Source organism: Sphingomonas bacterium (genome assembly GCF_028289855.1).
Taxonomy (GTDB): domain Bacteria; phylum Pseudomonadota; class Alphaproteobacteria; order Sphingomonadales; family Sphingomonadaceae; genus Sphingomonas.
Genome location: NZ_JAQGKZ010000105.1, coordinates 15,206 through 41,013, shown reverse-complemented (window position 1 = coordinate 41,013; position 25,808 = coordinate 15,206). Strand labels below are relative to the sequence as shown.

Below are 25,808 nucleotides of genomic sequence, written 5' to 3'. Positions count from 1 at the left end.
CGGATCAGGTCACGACCGCCGTGTCGCCGCGGCAGACGTTGATGTTGTCGCGTTGCTGGATGACCGAATCGCTGAACTGAACCTTGATATCGTACAGGCAGACATCGCCCGCACCCATGGTGAAGTTCGAGGTCCGGCCAGGCTTGACGGCGTAATCGAGCATGACTTCATGCCACGGATCGCCCTCCTCGCCAGCCCGCGCGTACCATACGCGCTGCACCGAGACGCTTGCGTTGGTATTCTTGATCGTGAAATTGCGCCCCGACGGCATTCCGGCCGTGGCCATCCCCGCTACCAGCAGGCTGGCTGCCACGCCGACCTTGATCAACTTAAACATCGCTGTAACCCCCAAACCGAGATTGCACACGCCGGACGGATCCGACGGTGCGCAGTCTAATAGATCGTCTCCATTTTGGCGAGAACAAAGTTGAGCGAGCAACAGGATTGCAACGCCAAGGTCGGCTAGTCTGTTGCCTATCTTAGACCAATTGTAAAATAACGACATTTCGGGCGACGCAACTCGACAATTGCGCTGTCCATTTTGTCCAATTGTCCAAAGTTAGCGCGCCTTCGCCTCGGCGCGGAAGCGGTGGAGCAGGGGCTCGGTATAGCCGTTGGGCTGCGCCGTTCCCTCGAACACCAGCGCGCGGGCGGCGCGATAGGCGGCACCGTTGGGGTTGGCGACGAGCGAGCCATACAGCGGATCGCCGGCATTCTGCGCATCGACCTTCGCCGCCATCCGCGCGAACGCCGCTTCGATCTCTTCGGGCGCGCAGACGCCGTGGAGCAACCAATTGGCCAGCGCCTGGCTCGAGATGCGCAGCGTTGCGCGGTCCTCCATCAGCCCGATATCGTGGATGTCGGGCACTTTCGAGCAACCCACGCCCTGATCGATCCAGCGAACGACGTAGCCCAGAATGCCCTGCGCATTATTATCGAGCTCTGCGCGGATTTCGTCAGGGGTCCAGTTGCGGCCGAGCGCGAGCGGGACCGACAGTAGGGCATCGAGCGATGCGATCGGCTCGGATGCGCGCTCCTTCTGCCGTGCGAACACGTCCACGCGGTGGTAGTGCGTCGCGTGCAGCGTCGCCGCGGTGGGGCTGGGCACCCAGGCGGTGTTGGCGCCCGTCATCGGGTGGCCGATCTTCTGGTCGAGCATATCCGCCATGCGGTCGGGCGCGGCCCACATTCCCTTGCCGATCTGCGCCTTGCCCGACAGCCCGCAGGCGAGCCCGATCTGGACGTTGCGGTTCTCGTACGCAGCGATCCAGGCGCTCGTCTTCATCTCGCCCTTGGGCACCATCGGCCCCGCCTGCATACCCGTGTGAATTTCATCGCCGGTGCGGTCGAGGAAGCCGGTGTTGATGAACGCGATCCGGCCGCTGACCGCCGCGATGCAGGCGGCAAGGTTGGCGGAGGTACGGCGCTCCTCATCCATCACACCGACCTTGATCGTGTGACGGGCGAGGCCGAGCAGATCTTCGACCGCGTCGAACAGCGCATTGGTGAACGCGGCTTCTTCGGGCCCGTGCATCTTGGGTTTGACGATGTAGATCGATCCCGCGCGACTGTTTTTCCGCGCGCCGTTGATGTCGTGCAAGCCGATCAGGCTGGTGACGATCGCGTCGAGAATGCCCTCGGGCGCCTCGCCGCCATCGGGCAGGCGGATCGCGGGCGTGGCCATCAAGTGACCGACGTTGCGCACGAACATCAGCGCGCGACCGGGCAGGGTGAAGGTGCTGCCGTCGGGGGTGGTGTAGACGCGGTCGTCGTTGAGTTTGCGCGTGAGAGTCGCGCCGTTTTTATCAAACGTCTCGACCAGGTCGCCCTTCATCAAGCCGAGCCAGTTGGCATAAGCCGCGACCTTGTCCTCGGCATCGACGGCGGCAATCGAATCCTCAAGGTCGACGATCGTCGTAAGCGCGCTTTCGAGGATGACGTCAGCAATGCCGGCTGGGTCGGTCTTGCCGATCGGATGCTCGCGATCGATCACCACTTCGATGTGCAAGCCGTTGTGACGGAACAGGTAGCTTTCCTGCGCGCGCCCTACCAGCAACGCCGGGTCGGCCAGTACCGGCGCGCCGGTCAAATCGGCCCAGCTTCCGCTCGCCAGCGGCACCGCCGAATCGAGAAACGACTTCGCCCAGGCGATCACCTGCGCGCCACGCACCGGGTCGTAGCCGCCCGGCCTAGCTGTGCCGGGGATAGCGTCTGTGCCGTAGAGCGCGTCGTACAGGCTGCCCCAACGCGCATTGGCGGCGTTGAGCGCGAAGCGGGCGTTTAGCACCGGCACGACGAGTTGCGGCCCGGCGGTCGTTGCGATCTCCGGATCGACGTTCTCGGTGGTGATGGCGAACGGCACAGGTTCGTCGACCAGATAACCGATCGACCTCAGGAACGCTTGATACTCGGCCTGATCGATTGCGGTGCCGGTGCGCTGGGCGTGCCAGCCGTCGATCTCGGCCTGAAGCAAGTCGCGCTTGTCGAGCAGCTTCCGATTTTCCGGCGCGAACTGCGCGAAGATGTTGGCAGTGCCCGCCCAGAACGCATCCGCCCCGATGCCCGTGCCCGGCAGCGCGCGTTCCTCGATGAACGCAGCGAGCTCGCTCGCGACCTGCAATCCGCAGCGATCGATCATGAGACCTCCAGACACGCGCAACTCCATTCAGCTTGAGCGGGGAGGAACCGTGCCAATACACCGACCGGTGCCGCCGTCCACCCCGCAAATTCGCTTGCCGCTTCCGTCAACCGGTGGCTATCTGCAACTCAAATAAAGGAGAGGCTGGATGGCGGAAGCATATATCGTCGCGGCGGCGCGCACGGCGGGCGGGCGGCGCGGCGGCAAGCTGAAGGACTGGCATCCGGCCGATCTGGGCGGCGCGGTGCTCGACGCGCTGGTGCAGCGATCGGGGATTGACGGCGCGGCGATCGAAGACGTCATCATGGGCTGCGTGATGCAGGCCGGCGAGCAAGGCGGGCATATCGGCCGCAATGCGGTGATGGCCTCATCGCTCCCGGACAGCGTGCCGGCGGTGTCGATCGATCGCCAATGCGGGTCGTCGCAACAGGCGATCCAGTTCGCCGCCCAGGCCGTGATGTCGGGGACGCAGGACATCGTCATCGCGGCGGGCGTGGAGAGCATGACTCGCGTGCCGATGGGATTGTCGGTCACGGCCCCCGCTCAACTCGGTATCGGCGTCGGGCCGCTCTCGCAGCGGATCAAGGACCGCTACGGGGTGCCTGGGTTCAGCCAGTTCGTCGGTGCCGGCATGATGGCGCAAAAGTACGGCTTCAGCCGCGAGGAACTCGACGCCTTCTCGCTCGAAAGCCACAAGCGCGCGGCCGCGGCGACGCAGGCCGGCGCGTTCACCGACGAGATCGTCCCGCTCGCGATCGTCGACGAAGAGGGCAATGAGGGGTTCCATACGACCGACGAGGGCATCCGCTACGATGCCTCGATGGAATCGCTCGGTGCGGTGAAACTGTTGCAGGAAGGCGGGGTGCTGACCGCGGCGTCGGCGAGCCAGATTTGCGACGGGTCGTCGGGCGTGATGATCGTCAGCGAGCGTGCGCTCAAGGATCATGGCCTGACCCCGCTGGCACGGATTCACAATCTGACGGTGACCGCGGGCGACCCGGTGATCATGCTCGAAGAACCGCTCCCCGCGACGCAGCGGGCGTTGCTGCGGGCGGGTATGAAGATTGAGGATATCGACCTGTACGAAGTCAACGAAGCGTTCGCGCCGGTGCCGCTGGCTTGGTTGAAGGTGATCGGCGGCGACCATGCCCGGCTCAACGTTAATGGCGGCGCGATTGCGCTCGGCCACCCGCTCGGCGCATCGGGCACCAAGCTGATGACGACTTTGCTCCACGCATTGAAGGCGCGCGACAAGAGATGGGGCTTGCAGACGATGTGCGAGGGCGGCGGGATCGCCAACGTGACGATTGTCGAGCGGCTGTAATGGTCAACGCACATTAACCGTCACCCCGGCCTTGAGCCGGGGTCCCGCTTTATCCGCTGAACGGAAAAAAGCGGGATGCCGGATCAAGTCCGGCATGACGAATAGGAGAAGACGGGAATGAAACTCGACAACACCGTATCCGCAGTGGTCACCGGCGGCGCCTCCGGCCTCGGTGCGGCGACAGCGCGGGCGCTGGCCGCCAAGGGCGTCAAAGTCGCGATCTTCGACATGCAGGCGGAGAAAGGCGAAGCCGTTGCCAACGAAATCGGCGGCGTCTTCTGCGAGGTTAACGTGACCAGCGACGATAGCGTCGATGCGGGCTTCGTGAAGGCGCGTGCGGCGCACGGACAGGAGCGCGTGCTCGTCTGCTGCGCCGGCACCGGCAACGCGATGAAGACCGCCAGCCGCTCCAAGGAAGACGGCAGCATCAAGCATTTCAGCCTGGCCGCGTTCGACTGGCTCATCCAGATCAACCTGATCGGCACGTTCCGTTGCGTCGCGAAATCGGCGGCGGGGATGTTGACGCTCGAACCCGGCGAGGATGGTGAGCGCGGCGCGATGGTTATGACCGCGTCGGTCGCTGCCGAGGACGGCCAGATCGGCCAGGCGGCCTATTCGGCGTCGAAGGGCGGCGTGGTCGGCATGACGCTCCCGATCGCGCGCGACTTGATGGGTGAGGGCATCCGCATCAACACGATCCTGCCGGGCATTTTCGAAACCCCGTTGATGCAGGGTGCGCCGCAACAGGTGCGCGACAATCTCGCGGCGTCGGTGCCGTTCCCGAAACGACTCGGCAATCCTCCCGAGTACGCCAACTTGGCGTTGACGATGATCGAGAACGGCTATTTCAACGGCGAGGACGTGCGTCTCGACGGCGCGATCCGGATGGCGCCGCGCTGACATGGCGGCTCCGCTAACCGGCATTCGCGTCGTCGAACTGGCGGGGATCGGGCCGGGGCCGTTTTGCGGGATGATGCTGGCCGATCACGGCGCGGAGGTGATCCGCATCGATCGGCCTGGGGCGACGCTCAATCCGCGCGATCCGTTGCTGCGCGGGCGCGCGGCGATGCAACTCGACCTCAAGTCGCCCGGCGATATCGCGAAGTTGCGCGACCTGGTGAAGACCGCTGACGGTCTGATCGAAGGGTTCCGCCCCGGCGTGATGGAGCGGCTCGGTATCGGGCCCGACGTGCTCCTCGGCGACAATCCCAAACTGGTGATCGGGCGCATGACCGGCTGGGGGCAGGACGGGCCATATGCCCCGGCGGCCGGGCACGACATCAACTACATCGCGCTGTCGGGCGTGCTCGGCGCGATCGGGCGGGCGGGCGAGAAACCCGTGCCGCCGATCAACCTGATCGGCGATTTCGGCGGCGGCGCGATGATGCTCGCCTTCGGCATGGTCAGCGGATTGCTCGCGGTCAGGAACGGCGCGCCGGGACAAGTGATCGACTGCGCGATGACCGACGGGTCGGCACTGTTGATGGGAATGATGTGGGGCTTTCGCGCCAGCGGCATGTGGACCGACGAGCGCGGTGTGAACATGCTTGATGGCGGCGCGCCGTTCTACGATGTCTACGAGACCGCCGATGGCGGGTTCGTGTCGATCGGATCGATCGAGCCGCAATTCTACGCGCTGCTTCGCGAAAAACTGGGGATCGACGGCGACCCTTTGTTCGACGCCCAATTCGACCGCGCGCAATGGCCCGCGCAGAAGGAGCGGCTGACCGCGATCTTCAAGTCGCGAACTCGCGACGAGTGGTGTGCGGCAATGGAGGGCAGCGACGTCTGTTTCGCGCCCGTCCTGTCGATGGCGGAGGCGGCGGCACACCCGCACAATGTGGCGCGCGGCACTTTTATTGAACAACACGGCGTAATGCAGCCCGCGCCGGCCCCGCGCTTCTCGTAATAATAATGGCGCGCCCGGCAGGACTCGAACCTGCAACTCCAAGCTTAGAAGGCTCGTGCTCTATCCAGTTGAACTACGGGCGCCCGCCGATGCGCCTAGCGCGGATTGCGCGGTCGCGAAACGCCCATCATAACGCCGCCATGAGCGACGGGGATCGGGGCAAGCTGCGGACGGTGACGGCAAATGCCGTCCAGAACTTTCGCTATTACGATTTCGTGATGGCGGCGTTCGTCGCGATCCTGCTCCTCTCGAACGTGATCGGCGCGGGCAAGGTCGCGCAAGTGTGGTTGCCCGGCTACGGTTATTGGCCGTTCGGCGCGGGCATCCTGTTCTTCCCGATTTCCTACGTGATCGGCGACGTACTGACTGAGGTGTACGGCTATGCCCGCGCACGGCGCGTGATCTGGGCGGGGTTCGGCGCGGTCTTATTCATGGCGTTCATGAGCTGGGTGGTGGTCGCGCTGCCGCCCGCGCCCGACTGGACCAACCAGGCGGCATATCAGACGATTTTCGGCCAGGTGCCGCGGATCGTCTTCGCCAGCTGCTGCGCGTTCTGGGCGGGCGAATTCGTCAATTCGTACGTGCTCGCCAAGATGAAGATCCGGACGAGCGGCAAGCATCTGTGGTTGCGGACGATCGGCTCGACCATTGCCGGGGAGGGCGTCGATAGCCTGATCTTCTACCCGCTCGCCTTCTGGGGTGCCGAAGGATTCACGCACACGCTGGTGATCAAATTGCTGTTCACGCAATGGGCGCTGAAGGTTGCGTGGGAAGCGCTGCTCACGCCCGCGACTTATCTCGTCGTCGGTGGTCTCAAGCGCGCCGAGGGTGTCGATGTGTTCGACGAAGGCACAGATTTCTCGCCGTTCAAGGCGAAGGTCTAGGCGACCAGCTCGAGCAGCCCTTCGAATAACCGCCGCCCATCAATCCCGCCATGTGCGGCTTCGATCTTGCGTTCGGGATGCGGCATCATGCCGAGCACGTTGCCCGCCGTGTTGAGCACGCCGGCGATCTGGCGTGCGGAGCCGTTAACCTGGCCGGTATAGCGGAATGCGACGCGGCCTTCGCCTTCGAGCCGGTCGAGCGTCGCAGCGTCGGCGAAGTAGTTGCCGTCGTGGTGCGCGACCGGGATCAGGATTTTCTCGCCTTGGGCGTAGCGGCTGGTGAAGGCGGATTGCGCGTTGTCGACCGACAGTTCGACGTCGCGGCACACGAAATTGAGTCCCGCATTGCGCATCAACGCGCCGGGCAGCAGCCCGGCTTCGGTCAGCACTTGGAATCCGTTGCACACGCCCAGTACCGGTACGCCGCGCTCCGCCGCGTCGACCACCGCGCGCATGACCGGCGACCGTGCCGCCATTGCGCCCGAGCGGAGATAATCGCCGTAGGAAAAGCCGCCGGGCAAAGCGATCAGGTCGCATCCGGCGGGAAGCTCGGTGTCGGCGTGCCACACCATCGCCGGCTTGCGCCCGGTCACCGCCTCGATCGCCACCGCAAGGTCGCGGTCGCAATTCGATCCCGGGAAGACGACGACCGCGGCGCTCATACGCGCTCGACCCGGTAATTCTCGATCACCGTATTGGCGATCAGCCGTCGGCACATGCCGTCGAGATCGTCGTCGCTGGTCCCGTCGGCGACGTCGAGCTCGATCACCTTGCCCGCGCGAACGTCGTTGATGCCGCCAAACCCGAGCCCCTCGAGCGATTTGTGGATCGCCTTGCCCTGCGGGTCGAGCACGCCGGGCTTGAGGGTGACGACGATGCGGACCTTCATAGGCGGCGCTTCCTGGCTGAGGTAGGAGTCGGCGCCGCTATGGCCGCGCCCGCCGCTCGTCGCAAGTTTCACGTTTCGTTAATACGGGCGGAGCAGCTTCAGGCAGGGACGGGGCCTGACTCGCGAGGGCGTGCGAGAGGTATTGGGGGTGCGGACATGGCCGTGGTGGCAATGTTCATGTTCATTTCGCTGTTCGCGTTCGGCGGCGACTATTTCGGCTGGACCGACCCGGCGGGGTACGTTCAGCTATCGCTCGTGTCGTGCTTCGTCTTCGGAATCATTTGCGGGATCCGGGTGAAGAGCTGACGCTCGTCGCCAGCGCCTGCAGGCGCGGATCGCGGAACACGATGCTTCCGACATAGGCAGCGCCGGCGCTTGTCAAATGCTGGCGGTCCTGACTGATGAACTTGTGGTCGGGCGTGAAAACGGCGACGCGATGCTGGCCGTCCATCAGCATGCCGAGCAGGTTGACGAATTGGGCGGGCGGGACGGCGCGGCGTTCAAATTCGTTGGTGGCGAGCGCGCTGTCGAGCACCTTGGCGCGGTAGGTGTAGCGGATTGCGGGGTCGAGCAGCATCACCGCATTGTTGTTCCAGCCGAAATTCTTGGTGCCCAGCACGATGATCCGCGCGCCGGTGTCGAGCGCTGCGCCCGGCAGCCAGCGGTCCAGACAGCGTTTCGCGAACGACCCGAACACGACGAAATCCGCGTTTCGCAGATTGCGGTGCTCGACCGGGGTGAAGCGCAACGGGCAGGTTTTCTCGTCATAGCTGACGACGTGATGGCTAAAATTGCCGCTGGCCTGGCCCATATTGATGAAATCGCGCGCGAACGAATTGCCCAGCACAAGGACGCGGATTTTGGGGCTGGCATCCGGTAGCGGTATGTCGCGGAAAGCGAAGGCAGAGAGGTTGTAGGCCTCGTTTTGGGCAGCACCGAAGCCCGCATCGCGTTCGGCGAGTTCGGGCCAGCGCGCCTTGAATCCCGACGTCGCCGCCATCGCGCCGCCGATAACCAAGAGCATGAAGCTGCTAACTAGCCAGAATGCGACAACGGTACGTGAGCGCGTCCGGTCGCGATCGCGGAACGGGCGTTCGACGAACCGCCACGACAGCCAGGCCAGCAGAAATACCGGCGCGATCAGCAAGGCCATCGTCGCTCGGCTCGGCTGGTCGAGGCTCGCGATGCGCGCGAACGCGAACACGGGCTGATGGTAGAGATAGAGCGAATAGCTCATTAGCCCGACGATCACCGCTGGCCGCCAGGCCAGCGCGCGCCCAGTCATAGTACCGTCGCGGCCATAGGCGAGAACAAGGCATGTCGCCGCGACCGGGATCGTCATCGGCCAGACCAAATCGGCGAAGCGCTCGCCCGCGAGCAGCAGCGACAACACAATCACCGCCAGTCCGGCTGCGGCGGGCGCCTCTCGTCTGCCGACCGGTTTTGCGAGCAGTGCGACCAGCGACCCCGCGCCGAGCTCCCAAGCACGTGACGGCAGCAAGTAGAAGCCCGCGGTTGACGCATACCGCGCGCAGGCCAGCGCCACGACGAAGCTGATCGCCGTAACGCTGACGATGACGACGATCGTCAGCCGCCGCCCGCCCCAGCGGAACATGCCCGCCAACAACAGCGGCACGATCAGGTAATATTGCTCCTCGACCCCCAACGTCCAGGTATGAACGAGCGGCTTGAAATCGGTCGCAAGCTCGAAATAGCCCGAGGTCAGCGTGAGCAGGACGTTGTTGGCAAACGCGGTCGTTGCGACCAAGGACTGGCCGAAATTCTCCAGGTCGTCGGGCAGCATCAGGCGCCACGCCAGCGGCACGCACAACAGCATCATCATCGTCAGCGCGGGAATGATCCGGCGGATGCGGCGCTCGTAGAAGCGCAGGATCGAGAAGTGCCCTGCGGCCAGTTCGGCTTCGATGATTCCGGTGATGAGGAACCCGCTGATGATGAAAAAGATATCGACGCCGAGATAACCGCCGGAGAGGATCCCGAGCTGCGCGTGATAGAGGATGACCGCGACCACCGCGACCGCGCGCAGGCCGTCGATTTCCGGTCGGTACCCGTCGCTCGCACCCGGCGCGGTCAAGCCGGCACTACTTGCCGCGGTTCAGGCGATGCTTTTCGAGATCGAGCACCGCGCCCTCGGCCTCGTCGGGCAGAAGACCGAGCCGCCGCGCGACCTCCTGATAGGCCTCGACCTCGCCGCCCAGGTCGCGGCGGAAGCGATCCTTGTCGAGCTTCTCGTTGGTCTTCATGTCCCACAGCCGGCAGCCGTCGGGACTGATCTCGTCGGCCAGGATGATCCGGCCGTAATCGTTATCCCAGATCCGCCCGAATTCGAGCTTGAAGTCGACCAGACGGATGCCGATCCCGGCGAACAGCCCGCACAGGAAATCGTTGATGCGGATCGCCAGGTCGGCGATGTCGTGCATCTCCTCCTGGCTGGCCCAGCCGAACGCGGCGATATGCTCGTCGGTGATCATGGGGTCGCCGAGCGCGTCGTCCTTGTAATAATATTCGATGATCGTGCGCGGGAGCTGGGTGCCCTCCTCGATGCCGAGACGGGTGGAGATCGAGCCGGCGGCGACGTTGCGCACGACGACTTCGATCGGCACGATTTCGACCTGGCGGATCAATTGCTCGCGCATGTTGAGGCGGCGGATGAAGTGCGTCGGGATGCCGATCAGCCCGAGCAACGTGAAAATGTGCTCGCTGATGCGGTTGTTGAGCACGCCCTTGCCGCTGATCGTGCCCTTTTTCTGGGCGTTGAACGCGGTCGCGTCGTCCTTGAAATATTGGATCAGCGTGCCCGGCTCGGGACCCTCGTAGAGGATCTTGGCCTTGCCTTCGTAGATCTGGCGGCGGCGTGCCATATTCGGCGCAACCTCTCGTGAAAGGAGCGCCCCGGCAACGCTGGCGCGCACCGGGGCGGGAAGGTTGAGGCCGTTACAGGAAAGCGTCCCGGCGTGCAATCACGCCGCCGTCTCGACGGGCTTGCGGCGCGGGCGGAAGCGACGCCACAGCAGGAAGCCGCCGAGCACGATGATCCCCGGCGGGATCAGCACCGCAAGCATCGTCAGGACGAAACCGATCGTCACCGTCGCCGACCCGACGAACACATTGGCCGCACTGGTGATCGGCGCGCTGCCGTCGAAGCCCTGAACGGCGGGGCCGGATTGATAGTCGAATTCCATCGGCGTGTTCGCGAGCGCTTCCTGCTGATCACTCGTCCCGGTCTTAGCGTCGGTGATCTGCGACGTGATTGACGCGCGCTGGCGCTGCAGTTCGGCGCGTTCGTCCTCCTTCAAATCCTTGCGCGCCAGTTCGCGGTCGATCCGCTGCAATTCGGCGGCGGCTTGCGCCTTCAGCGATTGCAGCTTGGCGATCTCCGCCCCGGCATCGGTGCCGGTGATCTCGGCATCGGTCAATTTGCCCTCGGCCGCGACGATCGCGTCGATCCCCTGCTTGCCGAACGCACGGGCGAGACTCGGGTCGAGCTTGAACAGCAATTGCCCTTCGTTGCTGTTCTCGCCGAGCACGCGATAGCGCATGCCCGTAATCCGGCAGTGCGCGACGCCGAGCTTCTCGCACGCCTGGGCATGCGCTTCCTGCGCGGCGGCGAGCTTCGCGGCGGGCAGGCGGAAGGCGTAGCGATAGGTGAACGCGACGCCCGGCGCTGCGGTCACCGCGATCCCGGGCGCGGCGCCTTCGGCGACGTCGCGCATCGCCGGCTCGGATTGGGGTATGCTCGCCGGTGCGGCGCTGAACGAGCCGTTATTGAAAGAAGAAGAATCGGTCTTGGAGCATCCCGCAAGTGCGAGGCTCGCCACGCCGACCGTTGCCATCAACACGTACCGCATGATCGCTCTCCATCTGTCTATAATACACCATCTCATCGATGGGGTATAACGTCAAGACGTGCGGTTTCAGCGACGAAATGCTAGCGCGATCAGTCTCTTGGTTTCTTTCCAGGCCGGTGTGTCGGGGGCGATCAATTCGACATGGCCGGTATTCGCGACGGTATGGAGCGTCGCGGCGCCCCCCGATTTGGCGACGTAATCGGTCGCGAGTCGGTACGGGATGATCGAGTCCTCCCGCCCGTTGACGAGGTCTTGCGGCACGCCGAGCGGGAACAGGCGTGGGACCGACGTGTCGGCGTAGATGTCGGCGCGTGTGGTGCCCGGTTTGCCGACCAATTGGGCGACGACATCCGTGCCGCACCCGTTATCGGGACTGGCAGCAGTTTGCTCGAGGTCGGGAAGCCCGCCAAGGCTGATGACGTGTGCGATCGGCAGCGGATCGGGGGTGCGCAATGGGCTGGATGCCGGGAGTTTCGGCCGCGCCGCGAGCCACAAGGCCAAGTGCCCGCCCGCGCTGTGCCCGACCGCGACAACATTGCTGAGGTCAAACCGGTATTTGGCGGCATTGGTACGCAAGAGATCTGCCGCTGCGGCAGCGTCTTGAAACGTGCCGGGATAGCCCCCGCCGGGCCGATCGACCCCGCGATAGTCGATGTTCCACACCGCATAACCCGCCTTTCGCAGGTCCTCGGCGGCCCAATCCATCAGGCTGCGATCGGCGATGCTCGTCGTCCAACATCCGCCGTGAACGAGCAGCACCACCGGAAACGGCCCGGTGCCGGCGGGGAGCCAGAGATCGACCTTCTGGTACTCGTCGGCACCGTACGCCACCGTCGCTTGCGGTGCCGGGCGCGAACGCGACGTCAAATCGGCCCAAGTCATCGGCGTGAAGGGCGTATCGAGCGTCATTGCGCTGCAAGACGCCAGCGCCGCGATGAAGGCAAGCCGGATCATCGCGGCTGAGTACAGTAGAACCGGGCCGATCGCGAGGGAGCGACGATCGGCCCGGCATTCGTGTCGGTCAGCGCTGTCCGCTGATCCGAACCTGGCGCCAGCGGCGCTTCCACGGTGCGTCGAACTGCTGGCGGTGCAACGACGCGAACGTGTCGCCAAAAACAGTGACGAGGCGCCCCATCGCCTTATCGATGCCCGCATTCAAATGATGGCGGTTGGCGGCCCAATCGCCGCTCAGGAAATCGTCACGCATGGCCGTATCCTTCTCGGTCGGAGGTGTCGCTAGCCATTTCGATATGCTCGCCGTGAGCGGATTGCGCCAACAAATCGTTGGACATGATCGACAAGCGAGACTTATGGATAAGCGATGCGCCGTCTGCCGCCTCTCGCCGCCGTTCGCGTGTTCGAAGCCGCCGCCCGGCACGAGAACTTCACCAGCGCCGCGGCCGAGCTCGGCATGACCCAGGCCGCGGTGAGCTATCAGATCAAGTTGTTGGAGGAGCGGCTCGGCGCGCCGCTGTTTCGCCGCGAGAAACGCCGCGTTGTGCTGACCGACGCCGGCCGGCGTGCCGCGCCCTCGATCACGCGCGCGTTCGATGCGATCGATGCGGCGTTCGGCGCGATCCGTGCGGAAGACGAAAGCGTGCTGACCGTCTCCACCTCCAACACCTTTGCCAATACGTGGCTAGCGTGGCGGTTGGGTAGTTTCCAGATGGCGCATCCCGACATGGCGGTGCGGTTGCTGACGAGCGACGCGATCGCGGATTTCGCCAGCGACGATGTCGATGTCGCGATCCGCTCGGGGCTGGGAGGCTGGAACGATGTCGTCACGGACAAGATCTTCGACGTCGACTTCACCCCGATGTGCTCGCCGGGCTTCCTGAGGCGCCACGGCCCGTTCACCCCAGAATCGCTGATGCGCGTGCCCCAGATCAGCCCGCACGATCAATGGTGGCCGTTCTGGCTGCGCGAGGCCGGGGTCGATGTCCCCGAAGGCCCGCCGCGCCCTGGCGTCCGCCTCGACAGTCAGGCGCATGAGGGGCACGCCGCGATGGCGGGGCAGGGGATGGCGATGCTGACCCCATTCTTCTGGCGCAACGATCTGGCCGAGGGGCGGTTGGTGCGGCCGTTCGAGCAAGCCTCGACCCGGGGTTACGCCTACTGGCTGGTCTATCCAGAGTCGCGGCGCGGGGTGCCGAAGATCAAGCGGTTCCGCGAATGGCTGATGGCAGAGCTCGCGCGCGACCTGCCGAGCCCGGTCTAATTGCCCCGCACATAATCGCGCGACTGGACGATCATGATCTGGTTGCCGACCACGACCCATTCCACGTCTTGCGGCCGGCTGCCGAAATTTGCCTCGATCGCCAATCCTATCTTCGAAAGCCGGCGCACCAGATCGTCGGACAGCACTGCGCGGTCGGTTTCGACCTTCACTTCCCTGACCCCACCATCGGGTGCGAAATGCAGCATCACGTCGTCCTGCGAGCGCGTGAGAATCTGGATCGAATCGAGTTCGGGGCGATAGATCAGTTGCTCGGCGACCTTGCGGCCTTCGACCACGCGGATGCCGATCCCGCGCTTCGCCGCAATGAACAGCCGCCGCTCGTCCGATCGTTCGTCGAACGGGTCTACCGTGGTCATCACCCCCGCCGCGTCGGCGTCGATCCCGATCTGGATCAGGACCGCGGCACGCACCGCGCGGTGGTCGATCCGCGCCTTTTCGCGCGCCAGATAGGCGCGGTCGTTCCACAACGATCCCCAGACGGTCTTCAGCGCGGCGGCGAGCGCGTCGCGGCCGGTGACGTTGGGAACGGTGTCGTACAGCCCCGCGCCGTTGAAGCCGGGAAGGTCTTCGGCGTTGGTGGACGAGCGGACGAACACGCCCTTGTCGCCCAGCAATGCGCTGCGTCGGGCCGCGATGGCGGCAATATCGGCTTCCGGCACATGGCCGCCAGCAAACCGCGCCCGGAGCGCCGCCAGTGCCCTGGCGCGCCATGCCGGGTCGCTGCGGCGCGGGTCTTTCAGGAATGCCTCGATATCCCCGCCGACCCCGTTGGCGGCGACGAAACGGTCGTAAAAGGCGAACGGCACGCTGAAGCCCGGTGGTACGGTGAAGCCTGCGCTGGACCGGCGCGTCATCGCGGCGACGGTGCCGAGATTGGCGGCCTTGGTGCCGGTGCGATTGACCCAGCTCGCGGTCTGATCGGCCAGCGCGGGCAGCCCGGTATAGGCCAGATCGGCGCGCGGCGCGCGGATCGCCCTGGCGCCTTGCGCCTGCTCGGCCTTGCGCACTTCCGCGGCGGTGGCGAGACGCAGCGTCACGGTCGCGCCGGCTGCATCGAGCACCACCTGCTTGCCCGCCAGCGCGGCCCATAGCCGGTCGGCATCGGCGCGGTAGACGTTGGGAATGCCCCACGTCTTGGCGAGCAGGCTGACATGGTTGATCGGCGTGGTGAAGGTCGCCGAGACGATCCCCGCGACCGGCGGCATCCGGATCGGCGTGGTTCTCAACAGCGCGATGTCGCCGGGCAGCAGCGCATCCTCTTCGCCCTCGCCGACCAGGACGAGCCGCCCGACCGCCTTGCCGCGATTGAGCACGAGCTGTTCGCGGCTGCCATAGGCCTCCTCGATACCGATCGTCGGCAATCCGGCCTTAGCGGCGGCGGCGCGCTGCTGATCCGAATTGGGCTTGAAGGTCAACGGAGCATGGAACGTCGCCTGGAGCTGCGTCATCATCGCGGTCAGGAGCGCCGGTTCGACCACGTCGCCTTCCCACAACTCCACCCCGTATCGCGCCAGCCGCGGATAACGCACGACCGCGCCGAGCACGAAGCGACGATCGGCGTTCGAATAATTGGCGGTGTTGAACGTCGCGGAATCGGCGAGCGTGAGGTAGCGCGACTGGAGAAAGTCGAAATGAAAGCGATATTGCCGGGTGTTGATCCAATGGACGCGCGGCGGCGAGGCGCTGCGGTCGATCGCGAACATTACTTGCGGCAGTTCGTAAAAGCGCCCCCCGCCTTCGGTTCGCGCGATCCGATCGAAGACCGCGTCGCTGGCGATCCGATCGACCGCGGCCTTGTCGGACAGCGCGGCTATGAGATCTTTGCCCAACAGAGCCGCGACGGGCACGTTACGCTTGCACCCGGGGCCCCGGCATCGCGCCGCCGCCGGGTCGGTAATGATCGCCGACAGCGATATCGCTGCGACCAAGATGGCGTGGATGACCGACCTGATCGAACCTCTCCCTGCTAGCGATCGACATCGTGCGTCAGCACGTCGCGGTCGTCCACACCTTCCGCCGTGAAGCCCTTCCCCAATATGGCGATCCGCATTAACCGCGCCTGATGCCTTCCGAAATCACCGACCTTCCCGACAACCCGCCGATCGGCGTGCTCGATGCGCCGTTCGATAGCGCGCTGTCGGAACGCTACCTCGTCTACGCGCTGTCGACGATCACCGCGCGGTCGCTGCCCGCCGGGCGCGACGGGTTGAAGCCGGTGCATCGCCGGTTGCTGTGGGCGATGCGGCTGCTGCGGATGGCGCCGGGCGATGCCTACAAGAAGTCGGCGCGCGTCGTCGGTGACGTGATCGGCAAATATCATCCGCACGGCGACCAGTCGGTCTACGATGCGATGGTCCGGCTCGCGCAGGACTTATCTCTGCGCTCTCCGATGGTCGACGGGCAGGTCAATTTCGGCACTATCGACGGCGATAACGCCGCCGCCTACCGCTATACCGAGGCGCGGCTGACCCAGGTCGCGCAAGACCTGATGGACGGGCTCGACGAGGACGCGGTCGGCTTCCGCCCGACCTATAACGGCGAGGACCAGGAACCCGAGCTGATGCCCGGGCTGTTCCCCAATCTGCTCGCCAACGGCGCGGCGGGGATCGCGGTCGGGATGGCGACGAGTATCCCGCCGCATAACGCCGCCGAATTGCTCGATGCCGCGGTCGCGCTGATCGACGATGCGAATGCCGACGTGCTCGAATTCGTCAAAGGCCCGGACTTGCCCACCGGCGGGCTGATCGTCGATTCGCCCGCCGCGATCGCCGAAGCCTATGCCACCGGGCGCGGCAGTTTCCGCACCCGCGCGCGGATCGAGCGAGTCAACGAAAAGGGCGGCGGCTGGCACCTGGTGGTGACCGAAATCCCGTACGGCGTGTCGAAGGGCAAGCTGATCGAGAATATCGCCGACCTGATCAACGACAAGAAGCTGCCGATCCTCGCCGATGTCCGCGACGAATCCGCCGAGGACGTCCGCATCGTGCTCGAACCGCGCAGCCGCACGGTCGATTCGGACACGCTGACCGAAAGCCTGTTCCGGCTGTCGGACCTCGAAACCCGCGTGCCGCTCAACCTCAACGTGCTCGACGCGACGCGCACCCCGCGGGTGATGAGCCTGAAGGAAGCGCTGAGCGCCTGGGTCGATCACCAGTTCATCGTGCTGCGGCGGCGGTCGCAGCACCGGCTCGACAAGATCGCCGACCGGCTTGAATTGCTCGGCGGGTATCTGATCGCGTTCCTCAACCTCGACCGCGTGATCGCGATCATTCGCACCGAGGACGAGCCCAAGCCGGTGATGATCGCCGAGTTCGACCTGACCGACCGGCAGGCCGAGGCGATCCTCAACATGCGGTTGCGCAGCTTGCGGCGACTTGAGGAAATGGAGATTCGCAAGGAGCGCGACGGGCTGGAGAAGGAGCAAGGCGAGCTCGAACTCTTGCTGTCGAGCGATGCTCGTCAGCGCACGCGGTTGAAGCGCGATTTGGGCAAAGTGCGCGAGCGCTACGGCCCCGAAACCGCGCTCGGCAAACGGCGCACGACGATCGCCGAAGCCGCGCCGGCGCGCGAGATTCCGCTTGAGGCAATGATCGAGCGCGAGCCGATCACCGTCATTCTGTCGCAACGCGGCTGGATCCGCGCGATGAAGGGGCATGCCGAGCTGGCCTCCGCCGACGCGATGAAGTTCAAGGAAGGCGACGGCCCGCGCTTCGCGTTCCACGCGCAGACCACCGACAAGCTGTTGCTCGCCGCCGAAACCGGGCGCTTCTACACGCTGGCCGCGGACAAATTACCCGGCGGGCGCGGCTTCGGCGAACCGGTGCGGCTGTTGATCGATCTGGATGGTGAGGTGCCGATCACTGCGCTGCTTCGCGCCAACGAGGCCGAGCGTTTGCTGGTCGCAGCATCCGACGGGCGCGGCTTCGTGCTCAAGGCCGCCGATGCGATCGCCGAGACGCGCAAAGGCAAGAGCGTGGTGACGCCGCGGCTCGGCGCCAAGCTCAAGCTGGTCCGGCCGATCAAGCCCGAGGACGATTACGTCGCGGCGATCGGCGACAATCGCAAGATGCTGGTCTTCCCGCTCGCCGAGGTGGCCGAACTGGCCAAGGGGCAGGGGGTGCAGTTGCAGCGTTTTCGCGACGGCGGGCTGGCCGATGCGGTGACGTTCAAGTTCGCCGAGGGGCTGAGCTGGGCGATGGGCGGTGACAGCGGACGAACGCGGACCGAAACCGACCTTCAGCCATGGCGCACCGCGCGCGGTGCGGCGGGGCGGATGCCGCCGACCGGATTCCCGCGGGACAACAAGTTTTGAAGCCGAGCAAAACCGTAACCAAGTGGCTGATTTCGCGGGCATGCTTCAGGGCGCTTTAACTAATCCAGACTAGTCCGGCGAACATGCCGCTCGGATTCCCCCGCGTGAAGACTGCCCCAGCCGTTTCCGCTCCACCCGCGGAAGGCGAATTGTTGCCGAGCCAGCTCGCCGGAATCGCCGCCTCGATCGAATTGATACCGGTGGCACTCGCGCTGGTTGGGCCGGTTGAGAATCGCATCGGTATCGCCGCCGCGAACGGCGCGTTCCGCCAGGCCGGACTCGGCACGACGGTAGGCGAATCGGCGCTGATCGAGCAATTGGGCGATCGATTCGCGCGCTTCCTTGGCAGCGACGGCGAGCGCGAGGAATTCTCGTGGGAGTTCGGCGACGCAGTCGATTGCCGCCATTTCCGCATCATGCTCGCGCGCCGCTCGCCCAAGTCGACCCATTGTTTTGTCACGCTGACCGACCACACCGGCGAGTTGCGCACGGAACGCAACCTGCGCCGCGAAATGATGACCGACAGCCTCACCGGGCTACCCAATCGCGCCGCGTTCAGCGAGCGGCTCGAGGACAAGATCGCGGCCGGCGGCGACGCAGCGCATTATGCGGTGCTGATCATCGATCTCGACCGGTTCAGCCGAGTCAATGCGTGCCTCGGCTCGATGGCCGGCGACGAATTGCTGATCACGGTCGCGCGACGGCTGAAGGGCGCGTTGCGCGCGGTCGATGTGCTGGCGCGTACCGGAGGCGACGAATTCGGCATCCTGCTGACGCTCGAAGGCGATTCGTCGGAGGCCGATCATGTCGCGCAGCGCATCGAGCAGGCATTGGCGACACCGTTCCGGATGTCGGATTTCGAGATACGCGTCGCGTGTTCGATCGGTGTCGCGTTCGGGTCGGACGAGATCGACGACCCCGAGGATCTGATCCGTCACGCGCAGTTCGCGGTGAAGCGGTCCAAGACGTCGGGCCATGCCGAGCATTACCAGACCCGCGCGTTCGACGCCGCACGCGCCGCCTTCGGGATCGAAACCGAGCTGCGTCGCGCGATCGAGCAAGGCGCGCTGCGGCTGACCTATCAACCGATCTGCGACCTTGCCACGGGCCGTGTCGTCGCGTTCGAATCGCTCGCACGCTGGACGAGCGAGAGCGGGCAGGAATATCTGCCCAACGATTTCATCCCGGTTGCCGAGGAATCGGGATTGATCGTGCCGCTCGGGCGCTGGGCGCTCGACGAGGCAGCGAAGACGCTGCGGGCGTGGGATATCAAGGCGGGCGGAGGGTGCGGGGTCAAGTTCGCGGTCAATCTGTCGGCGATCCAGCTCCACCGCGACGACATCGCCCCGGCGGTCGAAAGCGCGTTGATGGCGCACAAATTGGCGGGCAGCCGCTTCACGCTGGAACTGACCGAAAGCGCGCTGGTCGCCGATCCGCAGCGCGTGTCCGACACAATGCATGCGCTCAAGCAGCTCGGCGCGACGATCGCGATGGACGATTTCGGGACAGGCTATTCGAACCTGGCCTATCTACAAAAACTGCCGATCGACGTGCTCAAGATCGACCGCAGCTTCGTCACCGGGATGCTCGCCGACCGCGACAAGATCGCGATCGTCCGCGCGATCCTCAGCCTGGCGCAGGCGCTGGGGATGGACACGACCGCGGAGGGGATCGAGACCAACGAGCTGGCGCAGACTCTCGCGGCACTCGGCTGCACGTTCGGGCAAGGCTATGTCTATGCCAAGCCGCTCGAAGCCGATATGGCTTACGACTTCCTGATGTCGGCCAACACCTGAGCGACTTCCTCGTCGGCGATTTCCGCGACGCGCGCCGCGTCCGGAAAACCTTCGGCAATCCAGCGATCCTCGACTCGGTGCAGCGTCCGCGCGACGTCGGGTCCCGCGGTCAGGCCTTTGGCGACCAGGGCGCCGCCCGATAGCGGCAGAGCGGGGGGCGTCCAGCCGTCGAGATCGCCAAGACTATCGCCGGCAAGCAGCAGTCGATCGACCGCGAATTCGGTGCCGAGCCGATAGGCCAGCGCGCGCGGCTCCATATCGACCGGTTCCGCCGCGCTTTCCAATCGACGACGCTGGAGCTTGGACAGTTTGAGCCGGGCGCCGATGGTCGCCACCGTCGCAGCGTTCGACGGCAGGATCGCGGCGAGCCGGCGAATCGGGTCGGGCGCTATCCCCGCTTCGTCCTCGCGCCTCGCCAGTGCCGCCAGTTGCAGCACGTCGACGATCTCCGGCAGCACTGGCACGAAAATACCGTGCTCGACCATCGACGCGACGACTTCCGGCGCGCGCGGCGCGACCAACAGGCGAAGCAACTCGTTGGCGATTCGTTCGCGGGACAACGCCATCAAATCGTTCGCGCGATCGGCGCAGGCTTTCAGCCCCTCGACATCGGCCACATCACCGAATCGCGCGAGGAAGCGGAAAAAGCGCAGGATGCGCAAATGATCTTCGGCGATGCGGGTCAGCGGGTCGCCGATGAAGCGCACGCGTCGCGCAGCCAGATCATCGATCCCGCCGAAATAGTCGAAAATCTCGCCGCTCGCCGGGTCGGCGTAGAGCGCGTTGATCGTGAAGTCGCGCCGCGCGGCGTCCTCGCGCCAGTCGTCGGTGAACGCGACGGTCGCATGACGGCCGTCGGTTTCGAGGTCGCGGCGCAGTGTCGTGACTTCATACACTTCGTCACTGGCGACCGCGGTGATCGTGCCGTGCTTTATTCCGGTCGGGACCGCCTTGATCCGCGCCGCTTCGAGCAGGTCGACGACCGTTTCCGGCGCGTGGGTCGTCGCCAGATCGACATCGGCGGTGTCGATTCCGAGCAAGGTGTCGCGCACCGCGCCACCGACGATTCGCGCGGTGCCGGACCCCAATGCATCGATGACGCGCGCCAGCCCTGCGCGGTCGCGCCACGCGGCGGGGGGCAGCGTCACGCCACCCATCGCAGCCGCCGCGACAAATTGACCATCATCGCCGCGGTCGCGCCCCAGATGCGGCGGTCGCCCCAGTTTATCTCGTAATAGGTACGCATGCGGCCTTGCCATTCGGCGCTCGTCTCGATTTGGTTGGCGGGGTCGAGCACGAACGCCAGCGGCACTTCGAACACGTCGGCGACCTCGGCCTCGTTGGGATGATAATCGAGGTCGGGCGCGATCACGCCGATCACCGGCGTCACCGAATAGCCGGTGACGGTGAGATACAGGTCGGCAGCCCCGATGACCTCGACCGCACTCCGGGGCAGCGCGATTTCCTCCTCGGCCTCGCGCAGCGCGGCGGCGGCGGCATCCTTATCCCCGGGATCGATCCGGCCGCCGGGAAAAGCAACCTGGCCAGCGTGCTTGCGCATCGTATCGGTGCGCTGGGTCAATATTACCCCCGGCGCCGGCCGGTCGGTGATCGCGACCAGCACCGCCGCAGCGGCCGGCTCGCCCTGATCGAACGGCGGATGGCGCTGGTCGCCGGGCAGCATGATGGGATCGTGATCGTCGGCCGCCAGCGCCGCGCGCAACCGCTCGGCCAATGTCATGCGACAGGCTCCAGCGCGAAAAACGCGCCGTTGCTCCACACGCCGGCGGGGTCGTCCTCGCCGGACAGTGCGCGCTCGGCAATCTCGTAATAGACGCTGCGCACGACCAGCGCCTCCAGCCCGCCGCGCACATGGAGATACGGGTGCGGACCGTCGTCCAACTGGACAAACCGCAATGGGTGATCCGGACCGGCGGTGACCAGGTCGCCGGTTTTGAGGCGGAACGCGAGTTTGGCGTCGCGCCCGTCTCCTTCGGCCTTCATCTCGACCGCGACAAAGGGCGCATCCTCGACCACGATGTCGAGCTTCTCGACCGGCGTGACCAGCACATACCCGCCAGCGGGCTCGCGCCGCAGGATGGTCGAAAACAGCCGCACCATTTCCTGCCGCCCGATCGGCGATCCCTGGTGAAACCACGTCCCGTCGCGCGCGATCCGCATGTCGCTGTTGCCGCAATGCGTCGGGTGCCACTGATCGACCGGGGGCAGGCGCTGGGTGCCTGCCAGCCGCGCGATGTCGGCGAGCGACAGGCTGGCGAGGTCGGGCGGCGGCTCCATCGGCATGGGGCAAGCGCTAGGGCAGCGGGCGTTAGGCCGCAACCGTCACGCGCGGGGCGACAATACCAGCGACCGCCGGGACCTCTGTGCCGCGCGCCAGCAGGCGGTGGCGCTCGACCGGGCCGGGCAGCCGCCAGCCGCCGGTCGCGTCGGCGCCGAACCCCCAGAAGCGGCCATAATATTCGGGGTCGCCGATCAGCATCATCGCGCCGTCGAGCTCGAGTTCGACCGCGGCGTCGAGCGCCTGGTGCATCAATTCCTTGCCCAGTCCGCCGCGCTGCCGCGCCGGCTCGACCGCCACCGGCCCGACAAGCACCAGCGGCCATCGAGCGCCGTCGTCGCTAACCAGTTCGACCGGCCAGCACTGGATCGTGCCGACCAGCTCGCCGTTCTCGATCGCGGCAAAACTCAGTTCCGGTATCGCGCCGACGCCCTCACGTAGGCGATACGCGGTGCGGCCATGCCGGTCGCGGCCGAACGCGCGGTCCAGCAACGCCTCGACAGCGGCGGGCTCCACGGTTGCGATCGGCACGAACGTCGGCACATTCTATCCTTCGGATCAGGGGCGCGGGGTCGTACCGGCAATGCGCGCCATTGCAAGCGGGGCTTGATCGCCGAGAGCAGGACGGGCAGGGCGCGCGCGATGACCGATCGCCTGCAACTGCATGTCCACGACCTGGAGGTCATGGTGCTGACGGGGATCTATTCCGAGGAAACGCACCTGCCGCAGCCGCTCAGGATGTCGGTGACGGTCGATCTCGACCTGCCCGGCCGATTCGATCCCGACACGCCGCTGACCGCGTCGAAAAACTATCTCGACCTCAAACACGCCGCAACGACCGCGTTGCCGCCGGGGGTGCATTTCAAGCTGGTCGAGGCGGTCGCCGAGCATATCTGCGAGACGCTGTTCCTGCAGGACAAGCGAGTCGCGCGGGTCGAGGTCAAGATCGTCAAACTGGCGATCGCCGAGGCGGGCGAAGCGATCGGGATCACGCTGGTTAGAAACCGCCGCTAGCGGCAGGCGCCCAGTCCCGTTTTCACCAGCGCATAATCATCGCGAATCGCGGCCGAATCGGACGGGTCGAGCCCCGACAAAATATCCGCCGGCAGCTCGCGGGGCAGGCCGCAAGCCAGACGGTACCATAAAAACGTGTCGCGCTGCGGCGGGGGCAAGGCATTGTCGACCACCTCGCTCAGCGAGACCGTCCAGACCGGGCTCTGATCCTGCTTGCGGATGATCGACAGCGAAATCGGATGGCCCTCGGTCTTGAGGAAAATCTGAGTCTCGCCTTCGCCGGGCAGCGATCCCGCGGCGTGGAACGCGTTAGAGATGCCGGCGATCGCCGGGGGCGAATCGGAGGCCACGACGTCGGTTGCGATTCGCCGCGTCGTCGCCTCGGTCGGGGGACTCCAGGCCAGTTGCGCGCCGTCCGATATCAATTGCACCTGATCGGCCGCGCTCGCGACCGGACGCGCGAACAGCAACACGCGCTGCTTCTTCAGCTTGGGCGCCTGCCCGCGCGAATCCAGTTTGGCATCATAAAGATAGCCGAGCTGTGGCGGCACCGCACCGGGTCCGCGGATCAGCGCGACGACATCCACGGTCAGGTACAAGCGCACATAACCGGGCGCAACCTTCGCCGCTTCAGCGCCCTTGATTCGGGCGGCGTCGCGAACGGTGGCGACGATCACCATCGGCGCCTTCAGCGTCAAATCGGCGACGTCGGCGTACCGGTACGTGGGGGCAGGCGCCGGGATCGTCGTGCCGGGGCCGGCAATGGCGGGGAAAGGTGCGGCAAGGGCGAATGCGACACAGAATCGCCAGATGGGAACACTCGACATACCGAAAGGGTTAGTGGAAGCGATCGTTCCTAAACAGAAATAATTCTGCCACGGTGCGATTGTACGTTTGTTGCGTCCGACAAAGCGTTTGCGTCGGTCCTAACGTGGCGATAGAGACTCGCGTTCTACCCGATCCGGCGCTAGCCGAAGGGTTCGTTGCCGGGCCGTTAACGGTCGGTAGCATGTGGGTCGGATGAGGGAGTTGGGTTTCTGAATGGCATATGCTGATCGTGATACTAGTGGCAGCCGCATCGTAGCGATCGTTATCTGTTCGATCATCGTTGCGGCATTTGGCTACGCATTCGTGACCGGCTTGGCGTCGAGCGTCGCCAAGAAGATCAGTGAAAAGCTGAATACCTTCGACGTGGCACCACCACCGCCACCGCCGCCGCCTGACAAGCCGCCGCCGCCGCCGCCGGATCAGCCGAACCTGCCGCCGCCGCCGACCGCGCCGCCGGTGTTCAATTCGCCGGTACCGACGCCGTACGTCGCGCCCTACGTGCCGCCGGCGCCGATGGTCGTCACGCCGCCGCCGCCCACCATTCCGCCCCAGCCCACCGCGCCGGTGCCGAAGGCAATTGGTGTGAAGGGTGGTCCGAAGGGCAATCCGGGTGGCTGGTTCACCGATGAGGATTTCCCGGCGGCAGCCAAGCGCGCCAATGCGTCGGGTCGAGTCGCGGTGTTGTTGAACATCGATACGTCCGGCCGTGTTGCCGGGTGCCGGGTTACCGCATCGAGCGGCAATTCCGATCTCGACAATACGACGTGCAGTCTGGCGACGCGTCGTGGCCGCTTCATAGTCCAAAAGGACTCTGACGGGACGCCGCAGGCCTATTCCTGGCCGATCAGTACCCGGTGGGTGCTGAAAGATGGTGATTAATTAAAGCCGGCGTCCGGCGGCTTGGCCGTCGGCGCCGTATTATCCGGACGATCTAAAGAGGAAGCATCGAATGAGCATTTCCATCCTTAATTCCGGCGCCTCGGGAGGCGCTCAAGAACAGTTCGGCGTGATGAACGCCCTCCAGCAGGGCGGTTTCATCTCGTGGACCGTGGCCGGCATTCTGACGATCATGCTGTTCTTCTCGCTCTACATCATGTTCACCAAGCTGTTCGAGCAGCAGAAGATCATGAACCAGGCCCGCCGCGTTAAAGCCAGCTTCTGGAACGCGAACTCGCTGCGCGAAGGCGCCGCCAAGCTCGAGAAGAACTCGGCCTACAAGCAGCTTGTCGATGACGGTCTCGCCGCGCAGGAACTGCACGGTCGGCTGACCGATCCGGTCGAGGCGCATGACTGGCTGCACGGCTCGCTGCGCCGCTCGGAAGACTCGATCAACTCGCAATTGGGCGGGGGTCTCGCCTTCCTCGCGACGGTCGGCGCGACCGCGCCGTTCATCGGGCTGTTCGGTACGGTGCTCGGCATCTATCGCGCGCTGATCAACATCGGCCAGGCCGGTCAGGCATCGATCGACAAGGTCGCCGGCCCGGTCGGCGAGGCGCTGATCATGACCGCGTTCGGTCTGGTCGTCGCGGTTCCGGCGGTGCTCGCATACAACTGGCTGCAGCGCCGCAACAAATCGATCGCGGAAGACCTCAGTGCCTTCTCGACCGACGTGCTCGGTTACCTCGCGTCGAACGGTGCAGTGCGGCCGGCGGCAGCGCGCAAGGCTGCTGGGTCCGCTCCGGCGGCCAAGCCCGTCGCGACCACCACGGCCGGCCAGACCGGCGGCGTGCCGATCAAGTCGTAAGGCAGACGATACGGGACGGAGTTGAACGGCTCCGTCCCGCCTGCCCCCCGGCGCATTGCCGTG

At 65.4% G+C, this 25,808-nt stretch carries 26 protein-coding genes and 1 tRNA gene; 11 read left to right on the top strand and 16 right to left on the bottom strand.

Annotation, left to right across the window (positions count from 1 at the left end):
• Nucleotides 1–4: 4 nt before the first annotated feature.
• Nucleotides 5–337 carry a hypothetical protein gene (locus JWM94_RS12490; protein WP_299427357.1) on the bottom strand — a complete coding sequence of 111 codons (333 nt, stop codon included), beginning with the start codon at nt 335–337 and terminating at the stop codon, nt 5–7.
• A 222-nt stretch (nt 338–559) separates the two neighbouring features.
• Complete coding sequence (locus JWM94_RS12485) at nt 560–2,638, bottom strand: malate synthase G (RefSeq protein WP_299427486.1); 2,079 nt, start codon at nt 2,636–2,638, stop codon at nt 560–562.
• A gap of 148 nt (nt 2,639–2,786) precedes the next feature.
• Between JWM94_RS12485 and JWM94_RS12480 the strand changes: the two genes are divergently transcribed.
• From JWM94_RS12480 to JWM94_RS12470, 3 genes are all read left to right on the top strand, one after another.
• Nucleotides 2,787–3,962, top strand: a complete 1,176-nt coding sequence (locus tag JWM94_RS12480) for an acetyl-CoA C-acetyltransferase (protein ID WP_299427354.1) — start codon at nt 2,787–2,789, stop codon at nt 3,960–3,962.
• 117 nt (nt 3,963–4,079) lie between these two features.
• A complete protein-coding gene (locus JWM94_RS12475) occupies nt 4,080–4,862 on the top strand; it encodes an SDR family NAD(P)-dependent oxidoreductase (protein WP_299427351.1) in 783 nt (260 codons plus the stop codon).
• A 1-nt stretch (nt 4,863) separates the two neighbouring features.
• Nucleotides 4,864–5,871 (top strand): CaiB/BaiF CoA-transferase family protein, encoded by a 1,008-nt coding sequence (locus tag JWM94_RS12470; RefSeq protein ID WP_299427348.1) that lies wholly within the window; start codon nt 4,864–4,866, stop codon nt 5,869–5,871.
• A gap of 6 nt (nt 5,872–5,877) precedes the next feature.
• Here JWM94_RS12470 and JWM94_RS12465 read toward each other — a convergent pair.
• A tRNA-Arg gene (locus JWM94_RS12465) sits at nt 5,878–5,954 on the bottom strand.
• 57 nt (nt 5,955–6,011) lie between these two features.
• Between JWM94_RS12465 and JWM94_RS12460 the strand changes: the two genes are divergently transcribed.
• Nucleotides 6,012–6,755, top strand: coding sequence for a queuosine precursor transporter (locus JWM94_RS12460; protein ID WP_299427345.1), 744 nt, complete (start codon nt 6,012–6,014; stop codon nt 6,753–6,755).
• Here the strand turns inward: JWM94_RS12460 and purQ are convergent.
• The gene (purQ, locus tag JWM94_RS12455; protein WP_299427342.1) at nt 6,752–7,417 is read right to left on the bottom strand and encodes a phosphoribosylformylglycinamidine synthase subunit PurQ; all 666 of its coding nucleotides are present in this window, start codon (nt 7,415–7,417) and stop codon (nt 6,752–6,754) included. The two genes, JWM94_RS12460 and purQ, sit on opposite strands and share 4 nt — an antisense overlap.
• Nucleotides 7,414–7,644 carry a phosphoribosylformylglycinamidine synthase subunit PurS gene (purS, locus tag JWM94_RS12450; RefSeq protein ID WP_299427483.1) on the bottom strand — a complete coding sequence of 77 codons (231 nt, stop codon included), beginning with the start codon at nt 7,642–7,644 and terminating at the stop codon, nt 7,414–7,416. The genes purQ and purS overlap by 4 nt, the downstream gene beginning before the upstream one ends.
• Nucleotides 7,645–7,800: 156 nt before the next feature.
• Here purS and JWM94_RS12445 point away from each other — a divergent pair, with 156 nt between their 5' ends.
• Entirely contained in the window at nt 7,801–7,950 is a 150-nt protein-coding gene (locus JWM94_RS12445) for a hypothetical protein (RefSeq protein WP_299427339.1), read from the top strand.
• Here JWM94_RS12445 and JWM94_RS12440 read toward each other — a convergent pair.
• The 5 genes from JWM94_RS12440 to JWM94_RS12420 all read right to left on the bottom strand — a co-directional run bounded on the left by JWM94_RS12440 (nt 7,922) and on the right by JWM94_RS12420 (nt 12,720).
• Nucleotides 7,922–9,739, bottom strand: coding sequence for an acyltransferase (locus tag JWM94_RS12440; protein ID WP_299427336.1), 1,818 nt, complete (start codon nt 9,737–9,739; stop codon nt 7,922–7,924). The two genes, JWM94_RS12445 and JWM94_RS12440, sit on opposite strands and share 29 nt — an antisense overlap.
• Before the next feature lie 7 nt (nt 9,740–9,746).
• Nucleotides 9,747–10,526 carry a phosphoribosylaminoimidazolesuccinocarboxamide synthase gene (purC, locus tag JWM94_RS12435; RefSeq protein ID WP_299427333.1) on the bottom strand — a complete coding sequence of 260 codons (780 nt, stop codon included), beginning with the start codon at nt 10,524–10,526 and terminating at the stop codon, nt 9,747–9,749.
• Between the two features lie 99 nt (nt 10,527–10,625).
• Nucleotides 10,626–11,513 carry a hypothetical protein gene (locus JWM94_RS12430; RefSeq protein ID WP_299427329.1) on the bottom strand — a complete coding sequence of 296 codons (888 nt, stop codon included), beginning with the start codon at nt 11,511–11,513 and terminating at the stop codon, nt 10,626–10,628.
• Nucleotides 11,514–11,579: 66 nt separating this feature from the next.
• Nucleotides 11,580–12,467: an alpha/beta hydrolase gene (locus JWM94_RS12425; protein ID WP_299427326.1), complete on the bottom strand. Its 888-nt coding sequence runs from the start codon at nt 12,465–12,467 to the stop codon at nt 11,580–11,582.
• Between the two features lie 67 nt (nt 12,468–12,534).
• Entirely contained in the window at nt 12,535–12,720 is a 186-nt protein-coding gene (locus JWM94_RS12420) for a hypothetical protein (RefSeq protein WP_299427323.1), read from the bottom strand.
• 114 nt (nt 12,721–12,834) lie between these two features.
• Between JWM94_RS12420 and gcvA the strand changes: the two genes are divergently transcribed.
• Nucleotides 12,835–13,731 carry a transcriptional regulator GcvA gene (gene gcvA / locus JWM94_RS12415; protein ID WP_299427320.1) on the top strand — a complete coding sequence of 299 codons (897 nt, stop codon included), beginning with the start codon at nt 12,835–12,837 and terminating at the stop codon, nt 13,729–13,731.
• Here gcvA and JWM94_RS12410 read toward each other — a convergent pair.
• Nucleotides 13,728–15,581: a PEP/pyruvate-binding domain-containing protein gene (locus JWM94_RS12410; protein WP_299427317.1), complete on the bottom strand. Its 1,854-nt coding sequence runs from the start codon at nt 15,579–15,581 to the stop codon at nt 13,728–13,730. The genes gcvA and JWM94_RS12410 overlap by 4 nt on opposite strands.
• Before the next feature lie 233 nt (nt 15,582–15,814).
• Between JWM94_RS12410 and parC the strand changes: the two genes are divergently transcribed.
• The gene (gene parC, locus JWM94_RS12405; RefSeq protein ID WP_299427314.1) at nt 15,815–18,064 is read left to right on the top strand and encodes a DNA topoisomerase IV subunit A; all 2,250 of its coding nucleotides are present in this window, start codon (nt 15,815–15,817) and stop codon (nt 18,062–18,064) included.
• A 149-nt stretch (nt 18,065–18,213) separates the two neighbouring features.
• Entirely contained in the window at nt 18,214–19,860 is a 1,647-nt protein-coding gene (locus tag JWM94_RS12400) for an EAL domain-containing protein (RefSeq protein WP_299427480.1), read from the top strand.
• Here JWM94_RS12400 and JWM94_RS12395 read toward each other — a convergent pair.
• Genes JWM94_RS12395 through JWM94_RS12380 form a run of 4 tightly spaced genes read right to left on the bottom strand, consistent with a single transcriptional unit; the run spans nt 19,830 to nt 22,702 of the window.
• Complete coding sequence (locus JWM94_RS12395) at nt 19,830–21,017, bottom strand: CCA tRNA nucleotidyltransferase (RefSeq protein WP_299427311.1); 1,188 nt, start codon at nt 21,015–21,017, stop codon at nt 19,830–19,832. The genes JWM94_RS12400 and JWM94_RS12395 overlap by 31 nt on opposite strands.
• Entirely contained in the window at nt 21,005–21,601 is a 597-nt protein-coding gene (locus JWM94_RS12390; protein ID WP_299427308.1) for a CoA pyrophosphatase, read from the bottom strand. Before JWM94_RS12390 ends, JWM94_RS12395 begins: the two co-directional genes overlap by 13 nt.
• A complete protein-coding gene (locus JWM94_RS12385; RefSeq protein WP_299427305.1) occupies nt 21,598–22,164 on the bottom strand; it encodes a DUF1285 domain-containing protein in 567 nt (188 codons plus the stop codon). Before JWM94_RS12385 ends, JWM94_RS12390 begins: the two co-directional genes overlap by 4 nt.
• 25 nt (nt 22,165–22,189) lie before the next feature.
• The gene (locus JWM94_RS12380; RefSeq protein WP_299427302.1) at nt 22,190–22,702 is read right to left on the bottom strand and encodes a GNAT family N-acetyltransferase; all 513 of its coding nucleotides are present in this window, start codon (nt 22,700–22,702) and stop codon (nt 22,190–22,192) included.
• Nucleotides 22,703–22,801: 99 nt separating this feature from the next.
• On the opposite strand from JWM94_RS12380, the gene JWM94_RS12375 reads away from it, so the two are divergent.
• A complete protein-coding gene (locus JWM94_RS12375; protein WP_299427299.1) occupies nt 22,802–23,173 on the top strand; it encodes a dihydroneopterin aldolase in 372 nt (123 codons plus the stop codon).
• On the opposite strand, the gene JWM94_RS12370 is transcribed toward JWM94_RS12375, so the two are convergent.
• Complete coding sequence (locus tag JWM94_RS12370; RefSeq protein WP_299427296.1) at nt 23,170–24,000, bottom strand: hypothetical protein; 831 nt, start codon at nt 23,998–24,000, stop codon at nt 23,170–23,172. The genes JWM94_RS12375 and JWM94_RS12370 overlap by 4 nt on opposite strands.
• Before the next feature lie 214 nt (nt 24,001–24,214).
• Between JWM94_RS12370 and JWM94_RS12365 the strand changes: the two genes are divergently transcribed.
• Both JWM94_RS12365 and JWM94_RS12360 read left to right on the top strand, forming a co-directional pair.
• On the top strand, nt 24,215–24,880 hold the full coding sequence (locus JWM94_RS12365) for a TonB family protein (protein WP_299427293.1): 666 nt from the start codon (nt 24,215–24,217) through the stop codon (nt 24,878–24,880).
• 70 nt (nt 24,881–24,950) lie between these two features.
• A complete protein-coding gene (locus tag JWM94_RS12360) occupies nt 24,951–25,745 on the top strand; it encodes a MotA/TolQ/ExbB proton channel family protein (RefSeq protein ID WP_299427289.1) in 795 nt (264 codons plus the stop codon).
• Nucleotides 25,746–25,808 lie beyond the last annotated feature (63 nt).